We start from the raw sequence: 19,289 nt of genomic DNA, 5'->3' as shown, positions 1-19,289 counted from the left end.
AAGGTGACCCATGGGCCTGCTGGACAATCTGAAGGCCAAGCTCGCTCCGGCGAAGGACAAGGTCGGTGACCTCGCGCACCAGCACGAGGGCAGGATCAGCGAGGGTCTGGACAAGGTCGCCAAGGCCGTGGACTCCAAGACCAAGGGCAAGTACAGCGGCCAGATCACGAGCGGGACGGGCAAGGCGAAGGACGCTCTGGGCAAGATCGCGCACAAGGACGCTCCCGGCGGGCCGACACCGCCGACGGCTTCCTGACGCGTTCACGGAAGGGGCGCGGAACCGGCATCGGCCGGTTCCGCGCCCCTTCGGCGTTCCCGTGCGCGGCACCTGCCGGCGCCGTCCCGGGCCCGTGCGGGGCGCCTGCCGGCGCCCTACGACCAGGCCGCGACGAAGTACCCCACGCCGTACGGGGCGTCCTCGTACAGCAGGCGTCCGGTGAGGTCCGCGCCCTCGGCGGCGCCGGCCAGCACCTGCCAGGGGGCCCGGCCGGCGGCCTGGAGGTCGGCCGCGAGGGCGGCGTCGATACCGGCGAGCGCGGCCACGTCGGCGGCGCCCAGCGCGCGGGCGGCGGCCGCGTCGAAGGCCGCGGCGCGTTCGTCCAGGTAGCCGGGGGCCTTGAGGGTGCGGCATGCGCTGCCGTCCCCGAGGACCAGCATGGCCACCCGGTCGGCGGAGCGGCCCAGGTCCGCGCCGAGCAGGCCGCAGCCGCTCGGGGCGAGGTCCTCGGCGACGGCCACTCCGGCGACCGGGGCGGCCGACCAGCGGGCCCGGCCGAGCAGCCAGCCGCCCACGGCGAGGGAGGCCGGGAGGGCGGTCCCCGTGGCCCGGCCGCTCGGCGGCTCACCGGGGTCCGGGCCCAGGGTGACGGTCAGGTCCACGCCGAACCCGGCGAAGCTGCCGGGCGTGCCCTGGTCGTACCCACCGCCCTCGGCGGCGGCCCCGACCACGACGAGCAGGTCGGGCCGGGAGGCGGCGAGCACCGCGAGCGCGTCGGAGCAGGCGGTGCGGGCGTCGCCGAGTTCGGCGGCGGCGCCCGCGGCGACCTCCGGTACGAGCAGCGGCGGGGCGGGACAGACGGCAGCGGCTACGAGCATGATCCGCAGCCTAGGCCCTGTCGTCGAAGTGGCGCCGGTCAGGCCCGCGGTGTCCGGTGCTGTACGTCGCAAGGCGGAGGGACGCGACGGGTACTGGACGTACGCGGGCGCCCCGGCGACGCAGCGAGGTGCGGTGCCGGGCGCCGCGGGCCGGGCGGGACGTCGACGACAGGGCCTGGCCCGGCCGCCGCCCCGCGGCTCCGGGACCTCAGGAGGAGGCCGGCACCGAGCAGCCGGAGGCGACGGCCGGAAGGGGCGCCGGGACGCCCAGCGTCGGGATGCCGAGCATGACGCCCGCAGGCTGGGCGGGGGCGGCGTTGCGCTTCTCCCAGGCGTCGCCGGCGCGGGTGCGGCGCACCGTCGGCGTCGGGCCCTCGGCCAGCAGGTGGTGCGGGGCGGCGTAGGTGATGTCCACGGTGACCACGTCACCGGGGCGGACCTCCTGCTCCGGCTTGGTGAAGTGCACCAGGCGGTTGTCGGGGGCGCGGCCGGACAGGCGGTGCGTGGCGCCGTCCTTGCGGCCCTCGCCCTCGGCGACCATGACCTCCAGCGTGCGGCCGACCTGCTTCTTGTTCTCCTCCCAGGAGATCTCCTCCTGGAGGGCGACCAGGCGCATGTAGCGGTCCTGCACGACCTCCTTGGGGATCTGCCCGTCCATGTCGGCGGCGGGGGTGCCGGGCCGCTTGGAGTACTGGAAGGTGAAGGCGTTGGCGAAGCGGGCCTCGCGCACCACGTGCATCGTCTGCTGGAAGTCCTCCTCCGTCTCGCCGGGGAAGCCCACGATGATGTCGGTGGAGATCGCGGCGTGCGGGATGGCGGCGCGGACCTTCTCGATGATGCCGAGGAAGCGCTCCTGGCGGTACGAGCGGCGCATCGCCTTCAGGATCGGGTCCGAGCCGGACTGCAGCGGCATGTGCAGCTGCGGCATCACGTTCGGCGTCTCGGCCATCGCGGCGATCACGTCGTCGGTGAAGTCGCGCGGGTGCGGGGAGGTGAAACGGACCCGCTCCAGGCCCTCGATCTGGCCGCAGGCACGCAGCAGCTTGCTGAAGGCCTCGCGGTCGCCCAGGTCGGAGCCGTAGGCGTTCACGTTCTGGCCGAGCAGGGTGATCTCCGAGACGCCCTCGGCGACCAGGGCCTCCACCTCGGCGAGGATGTCGCCGGGCCGGCGGTCCTCCTCCTTGCCGCGCAGCGCCGGGACGATGCAGAAGGTGCAGGTGTTGTTGCAGCCGACGGAGATCGAGACCCAGGCGGCGTACGCGGATTCGCGACGGGTCGGGAGCGTGGAGGGGAACGCCTCCAGCGACTCGGCGATCTCGACCTGCGCCTCCTCCTGGATGCGGGCGCGCTCCAGCAGCACCGGGAGCTTGCCGATGTTGTGCGTACCGAAGACGACGTCGACCCAGGGGGCCTTCTTGACGATCGTGTCGCGGTCCTTCTGGGCGAGGCAGCCGCCGACGGCGATCTGCATGCCGGGGCGCTTGGTCTTCATCGGGGCGAGCCGGCCGAGGTTGCCGTACAGCTTGTTGTCGGCGTTCTCACGGACCGCGCAGGTGTTGAAGACCACCACGTCGGCGTCGCCGTCGGAGCCCTCGGGCGCCCGGACGTATCCGGCGTCCTCCAGCAGGCCGGAGAGCCGCTCCGAGTCGTGGACGTTCATCTGGCACCCGTAGGTGCGCACCTCGTAGCTTCGCTTCTCGTCCACTGCCTGGCTCCGGTCGCTGCTGGTCATGCAACAAGGGTAGGCGGTGGACGGGAGCCCTCCGGCCGCCGTGCGCCCGGTCCCCCCGCGGGAGCCGGCCGAACCGGAAGCACCCCAGGTCAAGGGCGTGAGCGGCGGTCCCGGGCGGGGTCCGCGGACGGCCCGCGCCGTGACAGGAGGGCGGCCGGGGTGGCAGGATCTCGGCCATGCCTCTCGTACCGCCCCGGATCAGCAGGCGCCACGCCCTGCGGGTCCTGGTGGCCGTACTCGTCGTGCTCGGTGCCCTCACATGGTGGCTGAAGCCTTTCGGGCCGTCGGAGCCGGAGGGCGAGCTGACCTTCAGCACGGGCGCGCGGACCGGTGTCTACCACCGCTACGGGCAGCTCCTGCAGCAGGCGCTCGGGCAGGACATGCCCGGGGTGGACGTCACGCTGGTGACCAGCGAGGGCTCGCAGGAGAACCTGAAGCGGCTGGCCACCGGCGAGGCGGACTTCACCGTGGCGACGGCGGACGCGGTCGCCAAGTACCAGCACGACGGCAGGCCCGGAGCGGACCTCCTGCGCGGATGCGCGCGGCTCTACGACGACTACGTGCAGCTGGTGGTGCCGGCCGGGTCGTCCGTGCAGTCGGCCCGGGACCTGCGGGGCAAGCGGGTGGCGATCGGCCAGCCCGGTTCCGGGGTGCGGCTCGTCACGGAACGGCTGCTCACCGCGGCCGGCATCGACCCCGTCCTGGACATCACGCCGGTGTCCATCGGCATCGACACCATGCCGACCGAGCTGGAGGCGGGCCGGATCGACGCCTTCTTCTGGTCGGGCGGCCTGCCGACGAACGCGGTGAAGGAGCTGGCGGAGCGCTTCGACATCCGGCTCGTCCAGCTCGGCGACCTGGTGGAGCAGCTCCAGGGCGGCGGCAGCCCGGCGCGCTACTACCGGACGGCCGTCATGCCGCAGGACGCGTACACGCGGGCGCGCAACACCAGCTCGGTGACCACCCTGGCCGTGCCGAACCTGCTGGTGACCACGGCCAGGACCGACCCCGAGCTGACCGAGCGGCTGACCCGGACGGTGATCGGCAGCCGCGACCTGGTCGGACGCGAGGTGCACGCGGCCCAGCTGGTGGACCTGCGGACGGCGATCTACACCGACCCGCTGGAGCTCCACGAGGGCGCCGGCCGGTACTACCGGTCCGTCAAGCCCTGACGCTCACGCCTCGGGCGAGGTCGCGGACACGGATACGGGCGAGGGCTCCGACACGGACGCGGGTGCTGACACGGGCGCGGGCGGGGCCGAGAGCATCGTCGCCGCCGCGGCCGCGCCGATCAGGCCCGCATGGGTGCCCAGGGTCGCCGGCACCACCCGGAGCCCCTGGACGAAGGAGAGCGTGGCGTACTGCGCGAGGTGGGTGCGGATCGGGCCGAAGAGGGTGTCTCCGGCGGCGGCCACGCCCCCTCCGATGACCGCGATGTCCGTTTCCACAAACGTGGCGCTGGCCGCGATGGCCGCGGCCAGGGCGCGGCCGGCGCGGTCGAAGGCGGCCAGGGCGATCGGATCGCCCTGCGCGGCCGCCACCGCCACCCCGGCCGCCGTGGCGTCGCGCAAGGTGTTCGCGCCGCCCGCGGCGCCTGTGCCGGAGCCCGCCGACGGGGTCCAGCCCTGGTCGAGGGCCCAGCGGGCGATCGCCGTGCCGGAGGCGATCGACTCGACGCAGCCGCGGCCGCCGCAGGCGCACGGCTCGCCGTCGAAGGCGACGCTGATATGGCCGATGTGGCCCGCGTTGCCGGTGGGACCGGGGTGGAGCCGGTTGTCGAGGATCAGGCCACCGCCGACGCCCGTGGACACCACCATGCACAGGGCGTTCGCGTACCCGCGGGCCGCGCCCAGCCAGTGCTCGGCCGCGGTCATCGCCACCCCGTCGCCGGCCAGCACCGTCGGCAGGTCCGCGCCGCGCGCCGCGAGCTCGGCCGCGACCCGCTCCTGGACCGGGAACTCCCGCCACGCGCCGATGTTGACCGGGCTGACCGTGCCCCGCGAGGTGTCCACCGGGCCCGCGCTGCCGATCCCGCAGCGGACCGCGGACGCCCACAGCGGCGACGCGGACAGGTCTGCGACGACCTCGGCGACCGCCGCCATGACGCCTTCGGCGTCCGCTCCGCGCGGGGTGGCGCGGCGGGTGGTGGCCGTCATCGTCCCGTCGGGGTGCACCAGCGCCCCGGCGATCTTCGTGCCGCCGATGTCGATCGCCACCGTCGGTCCGGGGGCCGCCTCGGCGGCGGGCGGTGTGGGCGACGGGGCGGTGGGGGTGATCACGGGGCGGCTCCAGGAAGGGGTCAGGAATCAGTATGCGCCGGGGGCGGTGCCGTGCTGTCGCGGGGCTCCAGGCGCGGCCGCTCGCTTTCGCGCACCCGGGGCGGGCCGCCGGCGAGAACGGACAGGAGTTCCTCGGCGGCCAGCCGCCCGAAGCCGGCCGTGTCACGGACGAGGGCGGTGAGGCGGGGGTGGGTGACCCGGCACAGCGCGGAGTCGTCCCAGGCCACGATCGACAGCCGGTCCGGTACGGGGATGCCCAGCTCGGCGGCGACCGCGCTGCCGGCCACGGCCATCACGTCGTTGTCGTAGACGAGCGCGGTGGGGGGCTGCGGCTCGGCGAGGACCCGGCGGGTGGCGGCCGCGCCCTCCGCGTCGGAGTAGTCGGTGACCACGGAGCGCACGTGGTCCGGGCCCAGCCCGCGCCGCAGGGCCTCGGACCGGAGGGAGTCCATCCGGCGGACCGTGTGCGCGAGACCGGGGAGCCCCGCGATGTGGACGATCCGGCGGTGCCCCAGCCCGTGCAGGTGGTCCAGGACCTGCGCCATCGCCCCCGCGTCATCGGCCCGGACCGCGGAGACAGGCGCCGGCGCGGGGGTGCGCGGGGAGCCGGGGACGGGCACGGAGCCGGGTTCCGGCGCGGGTGCGGGGACCGTCACGGGCCCGGCCGGCGGGCCGGGCTCGCCGATGGTGACCGCGGGCAGGCCCAGTTCCGCCAGCAGCGCCGGGCGCGGGTCCCCCGTACGCGGGTCGACGACGAGTACGCCGTCGACCCGGCGTTCGGCCCACCAGCGGCGGTAGACCGCGCATTCGGCGTCCACGTCCTCGACGACCTGGAACAGCAGGGCGGTCCGGGCGGCGGAGAGGACCTCCTGGATGCCGGAGACGAGCTGCAGGAAGAACGACTCGACGCCCAGGGTGTGCGCGGGGCGGGCCAGGACGAGTCCGACGGCACCCGAGCGTTCGCCGGAGAGCGCGCGGGCGGCGCTGTTGGCCTGCCAGCCGAGTTCCTCGGCGACGCGGCGGATCCGGGCCCGGGTGTCCTGCGAGACGCCCGGCCGGTCGTTGAGGGCGAAGGAGACGGCGCTCTCGGACACTCCGGCCCGTCGGGCGATGTCCTTGATCGTGGGTCTGCGGGCCATGGCCTGTCTCGTTCCTCCTTCGGCCGGTCCGGAACCGGGCGGACGGCAATGGCCGGACCGTACGCGATCCGGCCGCGGCGGGCAGCCCGGACGGCCCCATGCCTGCCACCGGGCCGCGCCACAGGCCCCGTCGGCGGACGGCCCGTCAACCTCCGCCCCCGGCCCGGTTCCCGGTGCGCGGCGTCGGCCGGGACGGTGCCGGGACTGACCGGAAATCCCCTGCTCCTTTCCGCACACTTCCCTGACCGCCGACTGAACTAAACCGCATTAGTGTCCGGCCAGTTCACCGCATGCTCCCCTTGCGGGGTCTGGGCTGAAGCGCATAAGTCGCGCCGCCGGAGGCCCTGTTGACTTTCCGCATCGGCGGCGGCAGTTTGTGGCCCGTCCGGTGAATTCGTATGCACCCCCAGAACCCCAGGACTCCTCGTGCAGGATCACGCGCTCCGCTTCGGTGCCAACTACACGCCGGCCCAGGGCTGGTTCCACCACTGGCTCGACTTCGACCTCGACGCGGTCAGGGCCGATCTCGACGCGATCGCCGCGCTCGGACTGGACCACGTCCGCGTCTTCCCCCTGTGGCCGGTCTTCCAGCCGAACCGCACGCTGATCCGGCCGCGCGCCGTCGAGCAGCTCGTCGCGCTCGCCGACGCGGCCGCCGAACGCGGCCTCGACGTCAACGTGGACGGTCTGCAGGGGCACTTGTCGAGCTTCGACTTCCTGCCCTCCTGGACCACGACCTGGCACCGGCGCAACATCTTCACCGACCCCGACGTGGTCGCCGGGCAGGAGGAGTACCTGCGCACGCTGGCCGCGGCCCTCGCCGACCGGCCGAACTTCCTCGGCATGACCGTCGGCAACGAGATCAACCAGTTCTCCGGCGCCCCGCACCCCGACCCCGACCGCATCACCCCCGCACAGGCCGCCCACTGGCTGGAGCGGATGCTCGCCGCCTGCGAACGGGGTGCGCCCGGACGCCTCCACCTGCACGCCGAGTACGACGCCGTCTGGTACCGGGACGGCCACCCCTTCACCCCCGCCCAGGCCGCCGGGCTGGGCGGGGCGACCGCCGTCCACTCCTGGGTGTTCGACGGCACCGCTCAGCGCCACGGCGCGCGCGGGACGGCGACCGAGCACCACGCGGCGTACCTGATCGAGCTCTCCAAGGCCTGGGCCGCCGACCCGCACCGCCCGGTGTGGCTCCAGGAGGCCGGCGCCCCGGCGCCGCTGATCGGGCCGGAGCAGGCGGCGCGGTTCACCGAGGCCACCGTCGTGAACGCGCTGGACTGCCCGGACCTGTGGGGCGTGACCTGGTGGTGCTCGCACGACGTGTCCCGGGAGCTCGCCGACTTCCCGGAGCTGGAGTACGGCCTCGGCCTGCTGACCAACGACGGCGCGGCCAAGCCGGCCGGCGCCGCCCTCGCCCGGATCGCCCGGGAGTGGCGCGGACGCGCGCACCGGCCCCCTCCGCGCTCCACCGCGCTCGCGGTGGACGTGGGCGGGGCGGAGGCGGCCCCGGGCCGCTCCGTGTGCGCCCCCGGGGGCGCCTTCTTCGACGCCTGGACCCTGCTGACGGACCGGGGGTTGCGGCCCGCGGTGGTGCTGGCGGAGCGCGCCGAGGACCCGGCCCATCTGGCGGCGCGCGGCATCACCGAGGTGCTGCGCGTACGCGACGTGGTGTGACCCGGCCCGAGCCCCCGTGATCCGACCCGACCGCTCGTGAGGAGCCCCCGCATGTCCGAGACCGACCGCGGCGTCGATCCCCGTACGCCGCCCGTCCCGTTACGGCCGACCCGGCGCAGAGTGCTGGCCACCGGGGCCGGCGCCGCCGCACTGCTGGGCCTGGCCGGCCGGGCCCGGGCCGCGACCCCCACGGGCCCGACGGCCCCCGCACCGATACCCGGGGCCGAGCCGGCCGGCCTGGCTCCGTACGCCTCCTACTGGTTCCCGGACTCCCTCCCGGCGGGCACCCCGGGGCCCGGGATCGTGTGGCGCTCGCTCAGCCGGTGGACCCCCGAGGACGACCCCGATCTGGCCCACAACACAGCGACCGTGCCGCTCGCCGAGCGGTTCACGCCCGTCCCGGCCAACAGGACCGCCCGCGCCGGCCAGGCCCGGATCTCCTCCCTCGTCTCGTTCGCCCCGACCGCCGGGAACCCTTCGCAGGGCTCTCCCACCGCGGACTACTACGCGCTCACGCACTGGGCGTACATCGACGAGCTGGTCTTCTGGGGCGGTTCCGCGGGCGAGGGGATCATCCTGGCCCCGAACGCGCCCGTGGTCGACGCCGCGCACCGCAACGGGGTCCGGGTGCTGGGCAACGTGTTCCTGCCGCCCGTGGCGTACGGGGGCGACCTCCGGTGGACCCACGAACTGGTGCGGCGCGATCCCTCGGGCCGCTTCCCGATCGCGGAGCAGCTCGTCCGGGTGGCGCGCGCGTACGGCTTCGACGGCTGGTTCGTCAACGCCGAGACCGACGGCGGCGACAGCGCGCTGGCCACCCGGATGCGGGAGTTCCTGCGGGCCCTGCGGGCGGCGGGCGCGCCGCACGGTCTGCGGATCACCTGGTACGACGCCATGAACAGCACCGGCCGGGTCGGCTGGCAGGGCGCCCTGAACGCCCTCAACCAGGAGTTCTACGAGGACCGGGCCGGGAAGGTGGCGGACTCGGTGTTCGTGGACTTCCGCTGGACCCCGGACACGCTGGCCTCCTCGGGCGCGCTCGCCGACCGGCTGGGCCGCTCGCGGTACGAGCTGTGGGCTGCGGTGGACACGGAGTCCCGGGGCTGGGATTCGGCCGTCCGCTGGGACGCGATCGTGCCGCGGACGCGCGACCACGTCGTCGGCTACGGCTTCTACCGGCCGGAGTGGACCCGCAACCACCTCACGGACCGCTCCCCCGGCGCCTTCCACCACGCGGACGACCGCTTCTGGACGGGCGAGTCCCTGGACCCGGCCCGGCCCGCGCCGGAGAGGTCCTGGCGGGCTCCCGCGACGGTCGTCGCCGACCGGTCCACGGTCTCCGGGCTGCCCTTCGCCTGTTCCTTCAACACCGGTCACGGGCTGCGCTGGTACGAGGACGGCGAGGTCGTCGCGGACATGCCCTGGAACCACCTGGGGCTCCAGGACCGGCTGCCGGGCCGCCGCTGGGTGGTGGAGACCGCCGGGCCTCGTCCCTCGGTCACCCTGGACTTCGCGGACGCCTGGCGCGGCGGTTCCAGCCTGCTGGTGTCGGGCGCCCCGACGGCCCCGGTGACCGTCGGGCTGCACGCCACGCGGCTGCCGCTGACCCGCGGGAGCGTCGTGGAACTGGTGCACGCGACCGGGTCGGGTCCGGTCACGGTCGAGGTCGGCGTGGCCACCCGGGAGCCCTCCGTCCCCGGCGGCCGGGTCCCGTACGTCTGGCTGCGGGCCGGGGGCACGGGCGCGGGGCCGGGCTGGCGCACGGCGCGGGCCGCGCTCGCACCGCTGGCGGGCAGGACCGCGTACGCCTTGGCCGTACGGCTCACCGCACCCGGGGGCGGGCCGCTGGTGTGGCGGCTCGGCGCCCTGTCGGTGCACGACGGCTCCGGCGGCCGGCGCCCGGCCCCGCCCACCGCGGCGGCCGTGGACGCCGCCGCCCGGCAGGACGGCCTGGCCTGGCTCCGCCTGTCCTGGCGGGCGGCGGCCGGTGGGGGCGGACGGCCGCGCCACTACGAGGTGCACCGGGTGCTGCCCGACGGCGGCCGCCGCTTCCTCGGCGGGACCTGCGGAACGGCGCTCTACCTCCCCGGGGTCCCGCGCGCCGGGCAGGAGGGGGCGGCCGTCTTCGAGGTACGGGCCGTGGACGAGCTGTACGCGCTGTCCGCGCCGGCCCGCACGACCCTGTCCTGGGAGCCTTAGCCGGCCCGGCGGAAGTCAGGAGGGCTCGGGGCCGGTGCGCGGGACGGTCACGGTCACCCGCAGCCCGTGCGGCGGGTTCGTCTCGTAGGAGAGGGTCCCGCCGCCCCCGGCGAGCAGGGCCCGGGAGATCGACAGGCCGAGTCCGGAGCCCTTGATGTTCTGGTGGCGGCCGCTGCGCCAGAACCGGTCGCCGACGCGCTGCAGCTCCTCCTCGGTGAGGCCGGGGCCGCGGTCGGCGACGACGACGCGGACCGTGCGGCCCTCGGCGGCGACCGACACCACGACCTCCTCACCCGCGGGGGTGAACTTCAGGGCGTTGTCGATGACGGCGTCGAGCGCGCTGGACAGGGCGATGGGGTCGGCCCAGCCGGTGACGGCGGTCCGGCCCGTCTCGGTGAGCCGTACGCCCTTCTCCTCGGCGTACGGCCGCCAGGCGGCGATCCGTTCCGCGGCCAGCGCGCCGATGTCGATGAGGCTGATCTCGGCGGAGGCGTGCTCGGCCAGCGCCAGGTCCAGGAGGTCGTCCAGGACCTGGGTGAGGCGTTTGCCCTCGGTGCGTACGGAGGCGATCTCCTCGTTGCCCTCGGGCAGTTCGAGGGCGAGCAGCTCGATGCGCAGGAGCAGTGCGGCGAGCGGGTTGCGCAGCTGGTGCGAGGCGTCGGCGACGAACGCCCGCTGCTGTTCCAGTGCCTCTTCGACGTTGTCGGCCATCTCGTTGAACGAGTGCGCCAGGCGCTGGAGTTCCGGAGGGCCGCTGGCGGCCGCGACCCGGGAGTTCATCCGGCCGGTGGCGATGCCGTGGGCGGCGGCGTCCAGGGTCCGTACGGGCTTGAGCACCCAGCTGGTGAGGCGCAGGGCGGCGCCGAAGGCGACGAGCATGGCGGCGGCGAGGCCGCCGGCGATGAGCAGCCAGCCCTTCAGGATCCGGCCGCGCATGAGGTCGGTCGGCGATTCGGTGGCGACGACGGCGACCACGTCGCCGTCGAGGACGACCGGTGAGGCGACGAGCAGCTTTCCGTTGGTCTGCCAGGGCCAGACCTGGGGCGGGTCGTGGCTGCGGCGCCCGGCGAGCGCCTCGCTGAAGGCCTTGCGGCCCTCACCGGATTCCGGGAGCCGCCACCAGCCCGGGGAGCGGACCATGGCGTTGTCGTCGCGGTTGAAGATGCCGACGCGGATGCCGTACAGCTCGTGGTAGCGGCCGAGTTCGTGCTGGAGGGTCTCCTCGCGCTCGTCCGCCCCGGTGGAGCCGGAGCCGCGGGCGTCGATGACGAACTGGGCGAGGGCGGCGAAGCGGGCGCTGTCGTCGATGCGGTCGACGACCACCCGCTGCTGCTGCCCGGCGGCGAGGCTCACGGCGAGCGGGAAGCCGAGCGCGAGGAGCGTGCCCGCCATCAGGATGACGAGCAGGGGGAGCAGACGGGCGCGCACGGCAGGAGGTTCCTAGGAGGCCGGGGCGACGAGCCGGTAGCCCACCCCGCGGACGGTCTCGATGAGGGCGGGCATGCGCAGCTTGGAGCGCAGCGAGGCGACGTGCACCTCGAGGGTGCGCCCGGTCCCCTCCCAGCTGGTGCGCCAGACCTCGCTGATGATCTGTTCGCGGCGGAAGACGACGCCGGGCCGCTGCGCGAGCAGGGCCAGCAGGTCGAACTCCTTGCGCGTGAGGGGTACGTCGGTGCCGTCCACGCTGACCCGGCGGGTGGGCAGCTCGATGCTGACGGGGCCGAGGATGACGGTGGCGGGTGCGCCGCTTGCGGCGGCGGTCTCCTCGGAGGCTCCGGTGCGCCGGGCGACGGCGTGGATGCGGGCGAGGAGCTCGCCGGTGTCGTAGGGCTTGACGACGTAGTCGTCGGCGCCCATGTTCAGGCCGTGGATGCGGGAGCGTACGTCGGCCCGCGCGGTGACCATGATGACGGGCGTGGCGGTGCGCTTGCGGATCCTGCCGCACACCTCGTAGCCGTCCTGGTCGGGCAGGCCGAGGTCGAGCAGGACCACGCCGAAGGGCGGGGCGCCGGCGGGCAGCAGTGCCTGGAGGGCCTCTTCGCCGTTGCGGGCGTGGGTGACCTGGAAGCCGTGCCGGGCGAGGATCGCGGACAGGGCGGCGGCGACGTGATCGTCGTCCTCGACGAGCAGCAGTCTCATGTCGTCCCCCTCTCCTCTTCTCTGTCGGTCGGCCCGTGCCCGGTCACGGTCACGGGCCGGGGGCCCTTGCGGTCCCTCGGCTCTCGCGGCTGGTCGGTGCCGCACGTGCGGCCGCAGAAATGGCCACCCTGCATCCACGCCCATGCGGCGTCCCACGTCAAGAGGGTTCCGCCGCGGCGCGCCTTCCGTTATGCACCCGGTACGCGCGCAAGATCGGCCACGCCGGGCCGCGCACGGAGCGTATCCGGAAGAGGCCGGATCGTTATGCTCAATTCTCCCTCAGATGTGATGACGTTGTGCGCGGCTCGTCACTACTGTCCTCCCAACCGAGGAGGACGGAGCTAGAAGCCGATGAGCGGAGTATCAGTGACCAAGGACGTTCAGGACGCGGCCGGTACCGCGGACGACCTGGTCGTGCTGAGCAACGTCAACAAGCACTTCGGCGCGCTGCACGTGCTTCAGGACATCGATCTGAGCATTGCCCGCGGCGAGGTGGTCGTGGTGATCGGTCCTTCGGGATCGGGCAAGTCCACGCTGTGCCGGACCATCAACCGCCTGGAGACCATTGACTCGGGCACCATCACGCTCGACGGCAAGGAGCTGCCCTCCGAGGGCAAGGCGCTCGCCCGTCTGCGTGCCGACGTCGGCATGGTGTTCCAGTCGTTCAATCTCTTCGCGCACAAGACGGTGCTGGAGAACGTCATGCTGGGCCAGCTGAAGGTCCGCGGGACGGACCAGGCAACGGCCCGCGCGAAGGCGGTGTCCCTGCTGGAGCGGGTCGGCGTCGGCACTCAGGCCGACAAGTACCCGGCGCAGCTCTCCGGCGGTCAGCAGCAGCGCGTGGCGATCGCCCGGGCGCTGGCGATGGAGCCGAAGGTGATGCTCTTCGACGAGCCCACCTCGGCGCTGGACCCGGAGATGATCAACGAGGTGCTGGAGGTCATGCAGCAGCTCGCCCGTGAGGGGATGACCATGGTGGTCGTCACCCACGAGATGGGCTTCGCCCGCTCCGCGGCGAACCGGGTCGTCTTCATGGCCGACGGAAAGATCGTCGAAGAGGCCACCCCCGAGCAGTTCTTCAGCAACCCGCGCAGTGATCGGGCGAAGGACTTCCTGTCGAAGATCCTGCACCACTGAGGTTTACGTCTGGTAGTCATCCGTATGCGGATCACTCCCGGAACGGTTCCTGTCGGCCGTGCGTGCGCCGTAAGCGTCGCTCGTCGTTCAACAACGTCTCATCCGAGGGAAGTTCACCATGAAGATCTCCAAGGCCGCTGCGGCCGCGGCCGTCGCCGTAGCCCTGTCCCTGACCGCGACCGCGTGTGGTGGTGGCGCGAAGGACACCGCCAGTGACGGTGGCGCGTCCGGTGGCGCCAAGAAGGACAAGATCGTCATCGGCATCAAGTTCGACCAGCCCGGTCTGGGCCTGAAGACCCCGGACGGCAAGTTCACCGGCTTCGACGTCGACGTCGCGACCTACGTCGCCAAGGAGCTCGGCTACGCGCCCGACCAGATCGACTTCAAGCAGGCGGTCAGCGCCGAGCGCGAGAACCTGATCTCGAACGGCGACGTCAAGCTGGTCGTCGCGACGTACACCATCAACGACAAGCGCAAGGCGAAGGTCGACTTCGCGGGCCCGTACTTCCTGGCCCACCAGGACCTGCTGGTCCGCGCCGACGACACCTCGATCACCAAGGCCGAGGACCTCAACAAGAAGAAGCTCTGCTCGGTCACCGGCTCCACGTCCGCGCAGAACGTCAAGACCAAGCTGGCCCCCGAGGCCGACCTGCAGGAGTACCCGGGCTACTCCGAGTGCCTGACGGGTCTGGAGAACAAGGCCGTCGACGCGCTGACCACGGACGGCTCGATCCTGGCCGGCTACGCCGCGCAGGAGAAGAACAAGGGCAAGTTCAAGCTGGCCGGCCTGAAGCTCAGCGACGAGCCGTACGGCATCGGCCTGAAGAAGGGCGACAAGGACCTGCAGACCAAGGTCAACGCCGCGCTCAAGAAGATGGTCGAGGACGGCTCCTGGCAGAAGGCCGTGGACGCGAACCTCGGCCCCGCCGGCTACAAGGCCGAGCCTGCCCCGCAGATCACCGAAGGCAGCTGATTCATCGGTGAGGAGCGTCGCCGCCCGCCTGCCGCGGGCGGCGGCGTACCTCACCGGCCATCCTGGGGAGAGCGCAGGGCATCGTGTTCGATTTTCTTGATTCCGGGCAGTACGACGTGCTCGGAGCCTTCTGGGTGACGGTACAGCTCACCCTCTATTCGGCGGTCGGATCTCTGATCTGGGGCATTTTGCTGGCGGGCATGCGGGTCAGCCCGGTCCCGCTGATGCGGGCCTTCGGCACCGCGTACGTCAACACCGTGCGCAACACGCCGCTTACCTTGCTGGTCCTCGGCTGCTCGCTGGGCCTGTACCAGACCCTCGGCATCAACTTGGGCGGCGACACCTCCAAGGAAGCCGGCTTCCGGCTCGCGGTGCTCGGCCTGATCGCCTACACCGGCACCTTCGTGTGCGAGGCCCTGCGTTCCGGCATCAACACCGTGCCCGTCGGCCAGGCCGAGGCGGCCCGCGCACTGGGGCTGAGCTTCTTCCAGGTACTCCGCCTGATCGTGCTCCCCCAGGCCTTCCGGGCGGTTGTCGGACCGCTCGCCAACGTACTGATCGCCCTCACCAAGAACACCACCGTGGCGGCGACCATCGGCGTGGCCGAAGCGGCCTTGCTGATGAAGGAAATGCTGGAGAACGAGGCGGACGCGCTCTTCGCGGTGTTCGGGGTCTTCGCCCTCGGCTTCGTCCTACTGACCCTGCCCACCGGCCTGCTGCTGGGCTGGGTGGCCAAGCGAGTGGCGGTGAAGCGATGACCTCCGTTCTGTACGACACGCCCGGCCCCAAGGCCAAGGTCCGCAACTGGATCTACACCGGCGTCTTTCTCGTGCTCGTCGGGCTGGCCCTGTGGTGGGTCCTCGCCCGCATGGCGGAGAAGAACCAGCTCGACGCCGACAAGTGGACGCCGTTCGTCACCGACAGCCAGATCTGGACGACGTTCCTGCTGCCCGGCCTCGGCGAGACGCTCAAGGCCGGTCTGATCGCCATGGTGATCGCCCTGCCGCTGGGCGCGATCCTCGGCATCGCCCGGCTCTCGGACCACGCGTGGGTGCGCGTGCCGGTGGGCGCGGTCGTGGAGTTCTTCCGCGCCATCCCGGTGCTCATCCTGATGATCTTCAGCTCGGCGCTGTACGTGATGCTCGGGACCGTCAGTTCCGATCTGCGGCCGCTGTACGCCGTCGTGACGGGCCTCGTCCTGTACAACGCCTCGGTCATCGCCGAGATCGTCCGGGCCGGCATCCTGTCACTCCCCCGCGGCCAGTCCGACGCGGCCAAGGCGATCGGCATGCGCAAGGGCCAGACCATGCTGTACGTCCTGGTCCCGCAGGCCGTCACGGCCATGCTGCCCGCGCTGGTCAGCCAGCTCGTGGTGATCCTCAAGGACACGGCACTCGGCGGCGCCTTCCTGGGCTTCGCCGACCTCATGTCGATGAACCGGCAGATCTCCGCCAACTACAGCAACACCATCGCGACCATGTTCGTGATCGCCCTGATCTACATCGCGGTGAACTTCGCCCTCACCACCCTGGCCTCCTGGCTGGAGAAGCGGCTGCGGAAGTCGAAGAAGGGCACCGGCGCCGTCGTCGAGGGCGACGTGGCCGAGGTCGACGCGGGCGGCGCGGCCGGCGTGGGCAAGGCCCCCTGACGGGACGGAATGACCGGTAGGGGCCGCCGCTCACAGGCGGCGGCCCCTACCGTTCCTGACTCATATTCAACAGCATGGCACATGTGGTGCGGCGGATCTCATCCGCCGCACCACATGGCGTTTGCGGGCTCTGCACTCAGGACAAATACCGGAAACCTACAGCTGCACACGTCACGCACTGCGGCGCTTCGACAGGCCGACAAACGCCGCAGGCGGCATGTTGGCAGCAGTTGGGTCCGCCATTCGGTCGATCAGTACGACCTCGTCCAGACGCCGCCGCTCTTGACCACAGTGAGCGGCGGGCAGAAGACAAGGGACCTGCCACTGGTCACCCAAGCCCTGTCACGAGTGACATCGAGGCCACCGTGGAGAGGCACGCATGTCACTGAGGCCTTCCACCTGCCGCCATTGCCCTGACGACAATCGGCGTACCAGCCGTTGTCATTCTTGGCATCCTCACATCCGGTCGGCCAGCCTGCAGGAGCCGCAGTGGCCGTACCTTGGAGCCCCAGAACCGCCACCGCCATGGCAGCCGGCAACGCCGCGTAAAGCTTCCTCAATTCCTCTTTCCTTTCCCGATGGGAGCGGCTGTTATCAGCCGTTGTTGCGGACGGACGTCTGGATCCCTGCAGACTTGGCCTTGGACGAACCCATGCAGTACGCGATGGAGTCACCCCACTGCCGCCACGGGCCGAAAGAGTCCAGCACGGACCCGTCACCCTCCTCGCATAAGACGTAGGAGCGATAAGAACCGCCGTTGTGGCTTCCGCAACTCGCAGCCGCCCCCCACTTACCGGTGACCTCATAGCGGCAATTGGTAGGCCGAGCCGTGACACCGGACTCGGAAGCCGACGCAGTCGATCCGGCGGCGAGCGAGGAGAGGCCGATCAACAGCGCTCCCAGCACAGGCGCGACGACAGTCCGCCCAGCGCGACCACTCTTCAGCAAAATCTTCACCCATCTCTCTTTGCGAAATCATCGAGGCGTCGCCCGACGGGACGACAGGGCATGACTTTTACACGCCACACCACCCCCGCATACGAGGGACGCATTCCCACCCCCGCACAGTCACGACAATTCCATGCGCAACGAAGCCCAGCAAGCAAGATATCGAACATCTGAGGAACACTTGAGCATCGCGCCATCCAGGGGAGGGAATAGATGGGCAAACCATGATATAGAGGCGAGGCGAATCGCGATGCACAGAAACAAATCCCGGCCACCCTGGCCGGATGTAGGGAAATGGAAATTCAGCCACCTGCGGCCGAAATCGCGAACCGTGGAATTTCAGCCGCAATGCGCCTGGAATCCGCCGAGCCCCTGCGCCTGATCACGGCCGGGTCGGCGGCCAAGCCGACATCGCCGACCACGCAGGTGTCAGCACCTCGTCCTGACGCGCACGGCATGATCACCACTCCTGCGAGCCGGGGCAGCCGGGTGTCCGCGGCCAGGAGTCCGTATCGGTCCGTTACTGGATGGGGAACCGGTGTCACTTGACGCAGACACCTCCAATGGGTTGCATACTTCTGTGATCACATACCGGACATCGGGAGCCGCGCCATGGACCCGGTGATCGTCGTCGGCGCGGGGCCCGTCGGGCTGTCCCTGGCCCTGGCCCTCGCGGGTGCGGGCGTGCCCTCCGTCGTGCTCGACGAGCGGCCCGGCAAGGACGAGGTCCGGCCCGCCCGTACGGTCGTCCTGCACGCCGACACCGCGGCCATGGCGCACCGGCTGGGCTGTACGACGCTGCGCGACGAGGGGGCGTACTTCGCCGCCTGGCGCACGATGCGGCGCGGGCGTGACGCCCACCGGCTCACCTTCGAGGACCACCCGGCCCCCCTGCACGTCCCGCAGCACGCCCTGGCGCGCGGACTGCGCGACGCCGCCGCGACGCACCCCCTCGTCCAGCTGATCCGCGACAGCCGGCTGGACTCCCTGGAACAGGACGACCGCGGCGTCACCGCGCACACCCGGGGCGCCGAGACCACCTGGTGGCGCGGGAGTTACCTGGTCGGCTGCGACGGGGCCCGCTCCACCGTGCGCAAGCTGCTCGGCATCCGCTTCCCGGGCCGTACGGCCGTCGAGCGGCACGCCGTGGCGGCGCTGCGCACCGAACTGCCGTGGCCCGGCGAGGCCCTGCTGCAGCGCGGCGGAGGGCAGGAAGTCACCTCGCGGCCGCTGCCCGACGGGGTCTGGCGGCTGGACTGGCTGCTCCCGGCCCGCGGCGAGCTGGTGACCCCCGACGCGCTGGTCACCCTGATCCGCGACACGCTCGCCCAGTGGTGCGGCGGTACGACTCCCCCGTACGACCTGCTCGACACCGGCGTGCACACCCTGCACCACCGGCTGGCCCGGCGCTGGCGCGACGGACGGGCCTTCCTCGCCGGCGACGCCGCGCACCTGCTGGGCGCACTCGGCACCCAGGGCGTCGAGGAGGGCCTCCGGGACGCCGAGAACCTGGCGTGGAAGCTCTCCCTGGCCTGGCACCACGGTGCCTCCGAAGCCCTGCTCGACAGCTACGAGGGCGAACGGCGCACCGCGGTGGCCTCCCGGCTGCGCGCGGCCGACCAGGCCATGCCGGCCCTGCGGTCCGGGGGCGGCCTGCGCACCTACCTCCCCGGGGCCTCGCGTTCCGCAGAATCCCTCCTGACCGACGGTCACCTGGGGCGGGGGCCGCTGGGCGGGCAGCCGGCGTACGCCCCGCCGGTCGCCGTACGCGAGGTGCCGACCGACACGGAACCGGGCGGTCCGGTGGCGAACGTCCCGGTCACCGCGCCCGACGGGGCGACCGTGCCGCTGCGCGACCTGCTGGGTCAGGGCCGGCTGCTGGCGGTCCTGGTGGCCCCGGGCACCGGGGTCTGGGACCGGCGCCACTGGCTGGGCGCCGGGCTGATGCCCCGCCTGGCCGCGGCCGTCAGCGCCCTGCCCGTCCGCACCGACCTGCTGGTCGCGGACAGCTACCCGGGCGCGCCGGCGCACACCGTGCTGCTGGTGCGGCCGGACGGACACCTGGCGGCGACGTTCGCGGGGGTCCGCCCGGCGGAGCTGTACGAGGCGGCGGACGCGATCCGGGCCGGCGCTCCCGCGTCCCGGGTGCCCGCGCCGGTGCCCTCGCCGGCGCCGACCGTGGTGATCGATTGACCGTGTGCTGACCCGCGTGGTTCACTCGCGCAATGACCGGCAACGACGTACGCCTGTGGCGGAGGGTCCATATGGACCTGCTCCGCTACGCGGGCTGCGTGTGTCGCCCTTCCTGCTGATTCGCCCT

General features: G+C 72.5%; 16 protein-coding genes. 10 read left to right on the top strand and 6 right to left on the bottom strand.

The genetic code is table 11. From position 1 onward, the window contains the following. Nucleotides 1–10 precede the first annotated feature (10 nt). The gene (locus NRK68_RS25490; protein WP_257856820.1) at nt 11–256 is read left to right on the top strand and encodes an antitoxin; all 246 of its coding nucleotides are present in this window, start codon (nt 11–13) and stop codon (nt 254–256) included. 116 nt (nt 257–372) lie between these two features. Here NRK68_RS25490 and NRK68_RS25485 read toward each other — a convergent pair whose 3' ends face one another. Together NRK68_RS25485 and miaB are read right to left on the bottom strand one after the other, a co-directional pair. Beyond that, nucleotides 373–1,095 (bottom strand): class III extradiol ring-cleavage dioxygenase family protein, encoded by a 723-nt coding sequence (locus tag NRK68_RS25485; protein ID WP_257856819.1) that lies wholly within the window; start codon nt 1,093–1,095, stop codon nt 373–375. A 208-nt stretch (nt 1,096–1,303) separates the two neighbouring features. After that, nucleotides 1,304–2,827 carry a tRNA (N6-isopentenyl adenosine(37)-C2)-methylthiotransferase MiaB gene (gene miaB / locus NRK68_RS25480; protein WP_183068222.1) on the bottom strand — a complete coding sequence of 508 codons (1,524 nt, stop codon included), beginning with the start codon at nt 2,825–2,827 and terminating at the stop codon, nt 1,304–1,306. Between the two features lie 176 nt (nt 2,828–3,003). Here miaB and NRK68_RS25475 point away from each other — a divergent pair, with 176 nt between their 5' ends. After that, the gene (locus NRK68_RS25475; RefSeq protein ID WP_183068221.1) at nt 3,004–3,999 is read left to right on the top strand and encodes a TAXI family TRAP transporter solute-binding subunit; all 996 of its coding nucleotides are present in this window, start codon (nt 3,004–3,006) and stop codon (nt 3,997–3,999) included. 3 nt (nt 4,000–4,002) lie between these two features. Here NRK68_RS25475 and NRK68_RS25470 read toward each other — a convergent pair whose 3' ends face one another. Together NRK68_RS25470 and NRK68_RS25465 are read right to left on the bottom strand one after the other, a co-directional pair. Next, on the bottom strand, nt 4,003–5,043 hold the full coding sequence (locus tag NRK68_RS25470; protein ID WP_183068355.1) for an ROK family protein: 1,041 nt from the start codon (nt 5,041–5,043) through the stop codon (nt 4,003–4,005). 83 nt (nt 5,044–5,126) lie between these two features. Continuing rightward, nucleotides 5,127–6,245, bottom strand: a complete 1,119-nt coding sequence (locus NRK68_RS25465) for a LacI family DNA-binding transcriptional regulator (protein ID WP_183068220.1) — start codon at nt 6,243–6,245, stop codon at nt 5,127–5,129. Between the two features lie 426 nt (nt 6,246–6,671). Between NRK68_RS25465 and NRK68_RS25460 the strand changes: the two genes are divergently transcribed. Beyond that, a complete protein-coding gene (locus NRK68_RS25460; RefSeq protein WP_183068219.1) occupies nt 6,672–7,925 on the top strand; it encodes a glycoside hydrolase 5 family protein in 1,254 nt (417 codons plus the stop codon). 51 nt (nt 7,926–7,976) lie between these two features. Then, nucleotides 7,977–10,124 (top strand): endo-beta-N-acetylglucosaminidase, encoded by a 2,148-nt coding sequence (locus NRK68_RS25455; RefSeq protein WP_257856817.1) that lies wholly within the window; start codon nt 7,977–7,979, stop codon nt 10,122–10,124. 15 nt (nt 10,125–10,139) lie between these two features. Here the strand turns inward: NRK68_RS25455 and NRK68_RS25450 are convergent, their stop codons facing one another. Then, nucleotides 10,140–11,552 (bottom strand): sensor histidine kinase, encoded by a 1,413-nt coding sequence (locus tag NRK68_RS25450; RefSeq protein ID WP_183068217.1) that lies wholly within the window; start codon nt 11,550–11,552, stop codon nt 10,140–10,142. Between the two features lie 12 nt (nt 11,553–11,564). Continuing rightward, on the bottom strand, nt 11,565–12,263 hold the full coding sequence (locus NRK68_RS25445; RefSeq protein WP_183068216.1) for a response regulator transcription factor: 699 nt from the start codon (nt 12,261–12,263) through the stop codon (nt 11,565–11,567). 351 nt (nt 12,264–12,614) lie between these two features. On the opposite strand from NRK68_RS25445, the gene NRK68_RS25440 reads away from it, so the two are divergent. The 6 genes from NRK68_RS25440 (at nt 12,615) to NRK68_RS36955 (ending at nt 19,281) form a co-directional block, all read left to right on the top strand. Then, nucleotides 12,615–13,400: an amino acid ABC transporter ATP-binding protein gene (locus NRK68_RS25440; RefSeq protein ID WP_183068215.1), complete on the top strand. Its 786-nt coding sequence runs from the start codon at nt 12,615–12,617 to the stop codon at nt 13,398–13,400. Nucleotides 13,401–13,518: 118 nt separating this feature from the next. Then, complete coding sequence (locus NRK68_RS25435; protein WP_183068214.1) at nt 13,519–14,373, top strand: glutamate ABC transporter substrate-binding protein; 855 nt, start codon at nt 13,519–13,521, stop codon at nt 14,371–14,373. Nucleotides 14,374–14,456: 83 nt separating this feature from the next. Then, entirely contained in the window at nt 14,457–15,131 is a 675-nt protein-coding gene (locus tag NRK68_RS25430; RefSeq protein ID WP_183068213.1) for an amino acid ABC transporter permease, read from the top strand. Further along, nucleotides 15,128–16,021 (top strand): amino acid ABC transporter permease, encoded by an 894-nt coding sequence (locus NRK68_RS25425; protein ID WP_183068212.1) that lies wholly within the window; start codon nt 15,128–15,130, stop codon nt 16,019–16,021. The genes NRK68_RS25430 and NRK68_RS25425 overlap by 4 nt, the downstream gene beginning before the upstream one ends. A 1,560-nt stretch (nt 16,022–17,581) precedes the next feature. Continuing rightward, the gene (locus NRK68_RS25420; RefSeq protein WP_257856813.1) at nt 17,582–19,162 is read left to right on the top strand and encodes an FAD-dependent monooxygenase; all 1,581 of its coding nucleotides are present in this window, start codon (nt 17,582–17,584) and stop codon (nt 19,160–19,162) included. A 32-nt stretch (nt 19,163–19,194) separates the two neighbouring features. Further along, nucleotides 19,195–19,281, top strand: a complete 87-nt coding sequence (locus NRK68_RS36955) for a putative leader peptide (RefSeq protein ID WP_311318651.1) — start codon at nt 19,195–19,197, stop codon at nt 19,279–19,281. Nucleotides 19,282–19,289 lie beyond the last annotated feature (8 nt).

It is taken from the genome of Streptomyces yangpuensis, from assembly GCF_024666385.1.
GTDB lineage: Bacteria > Actinomycetota > Actinomycetes > Streptomycetales > Streptomycetaceae > Streptomyces > Streptomyces yangpuensis.
The sequence above is the reverse complement of the archived record's forward strand: the minus strand, read 5'-3'. Positions and strand labels throughout refer to the sequence as shown.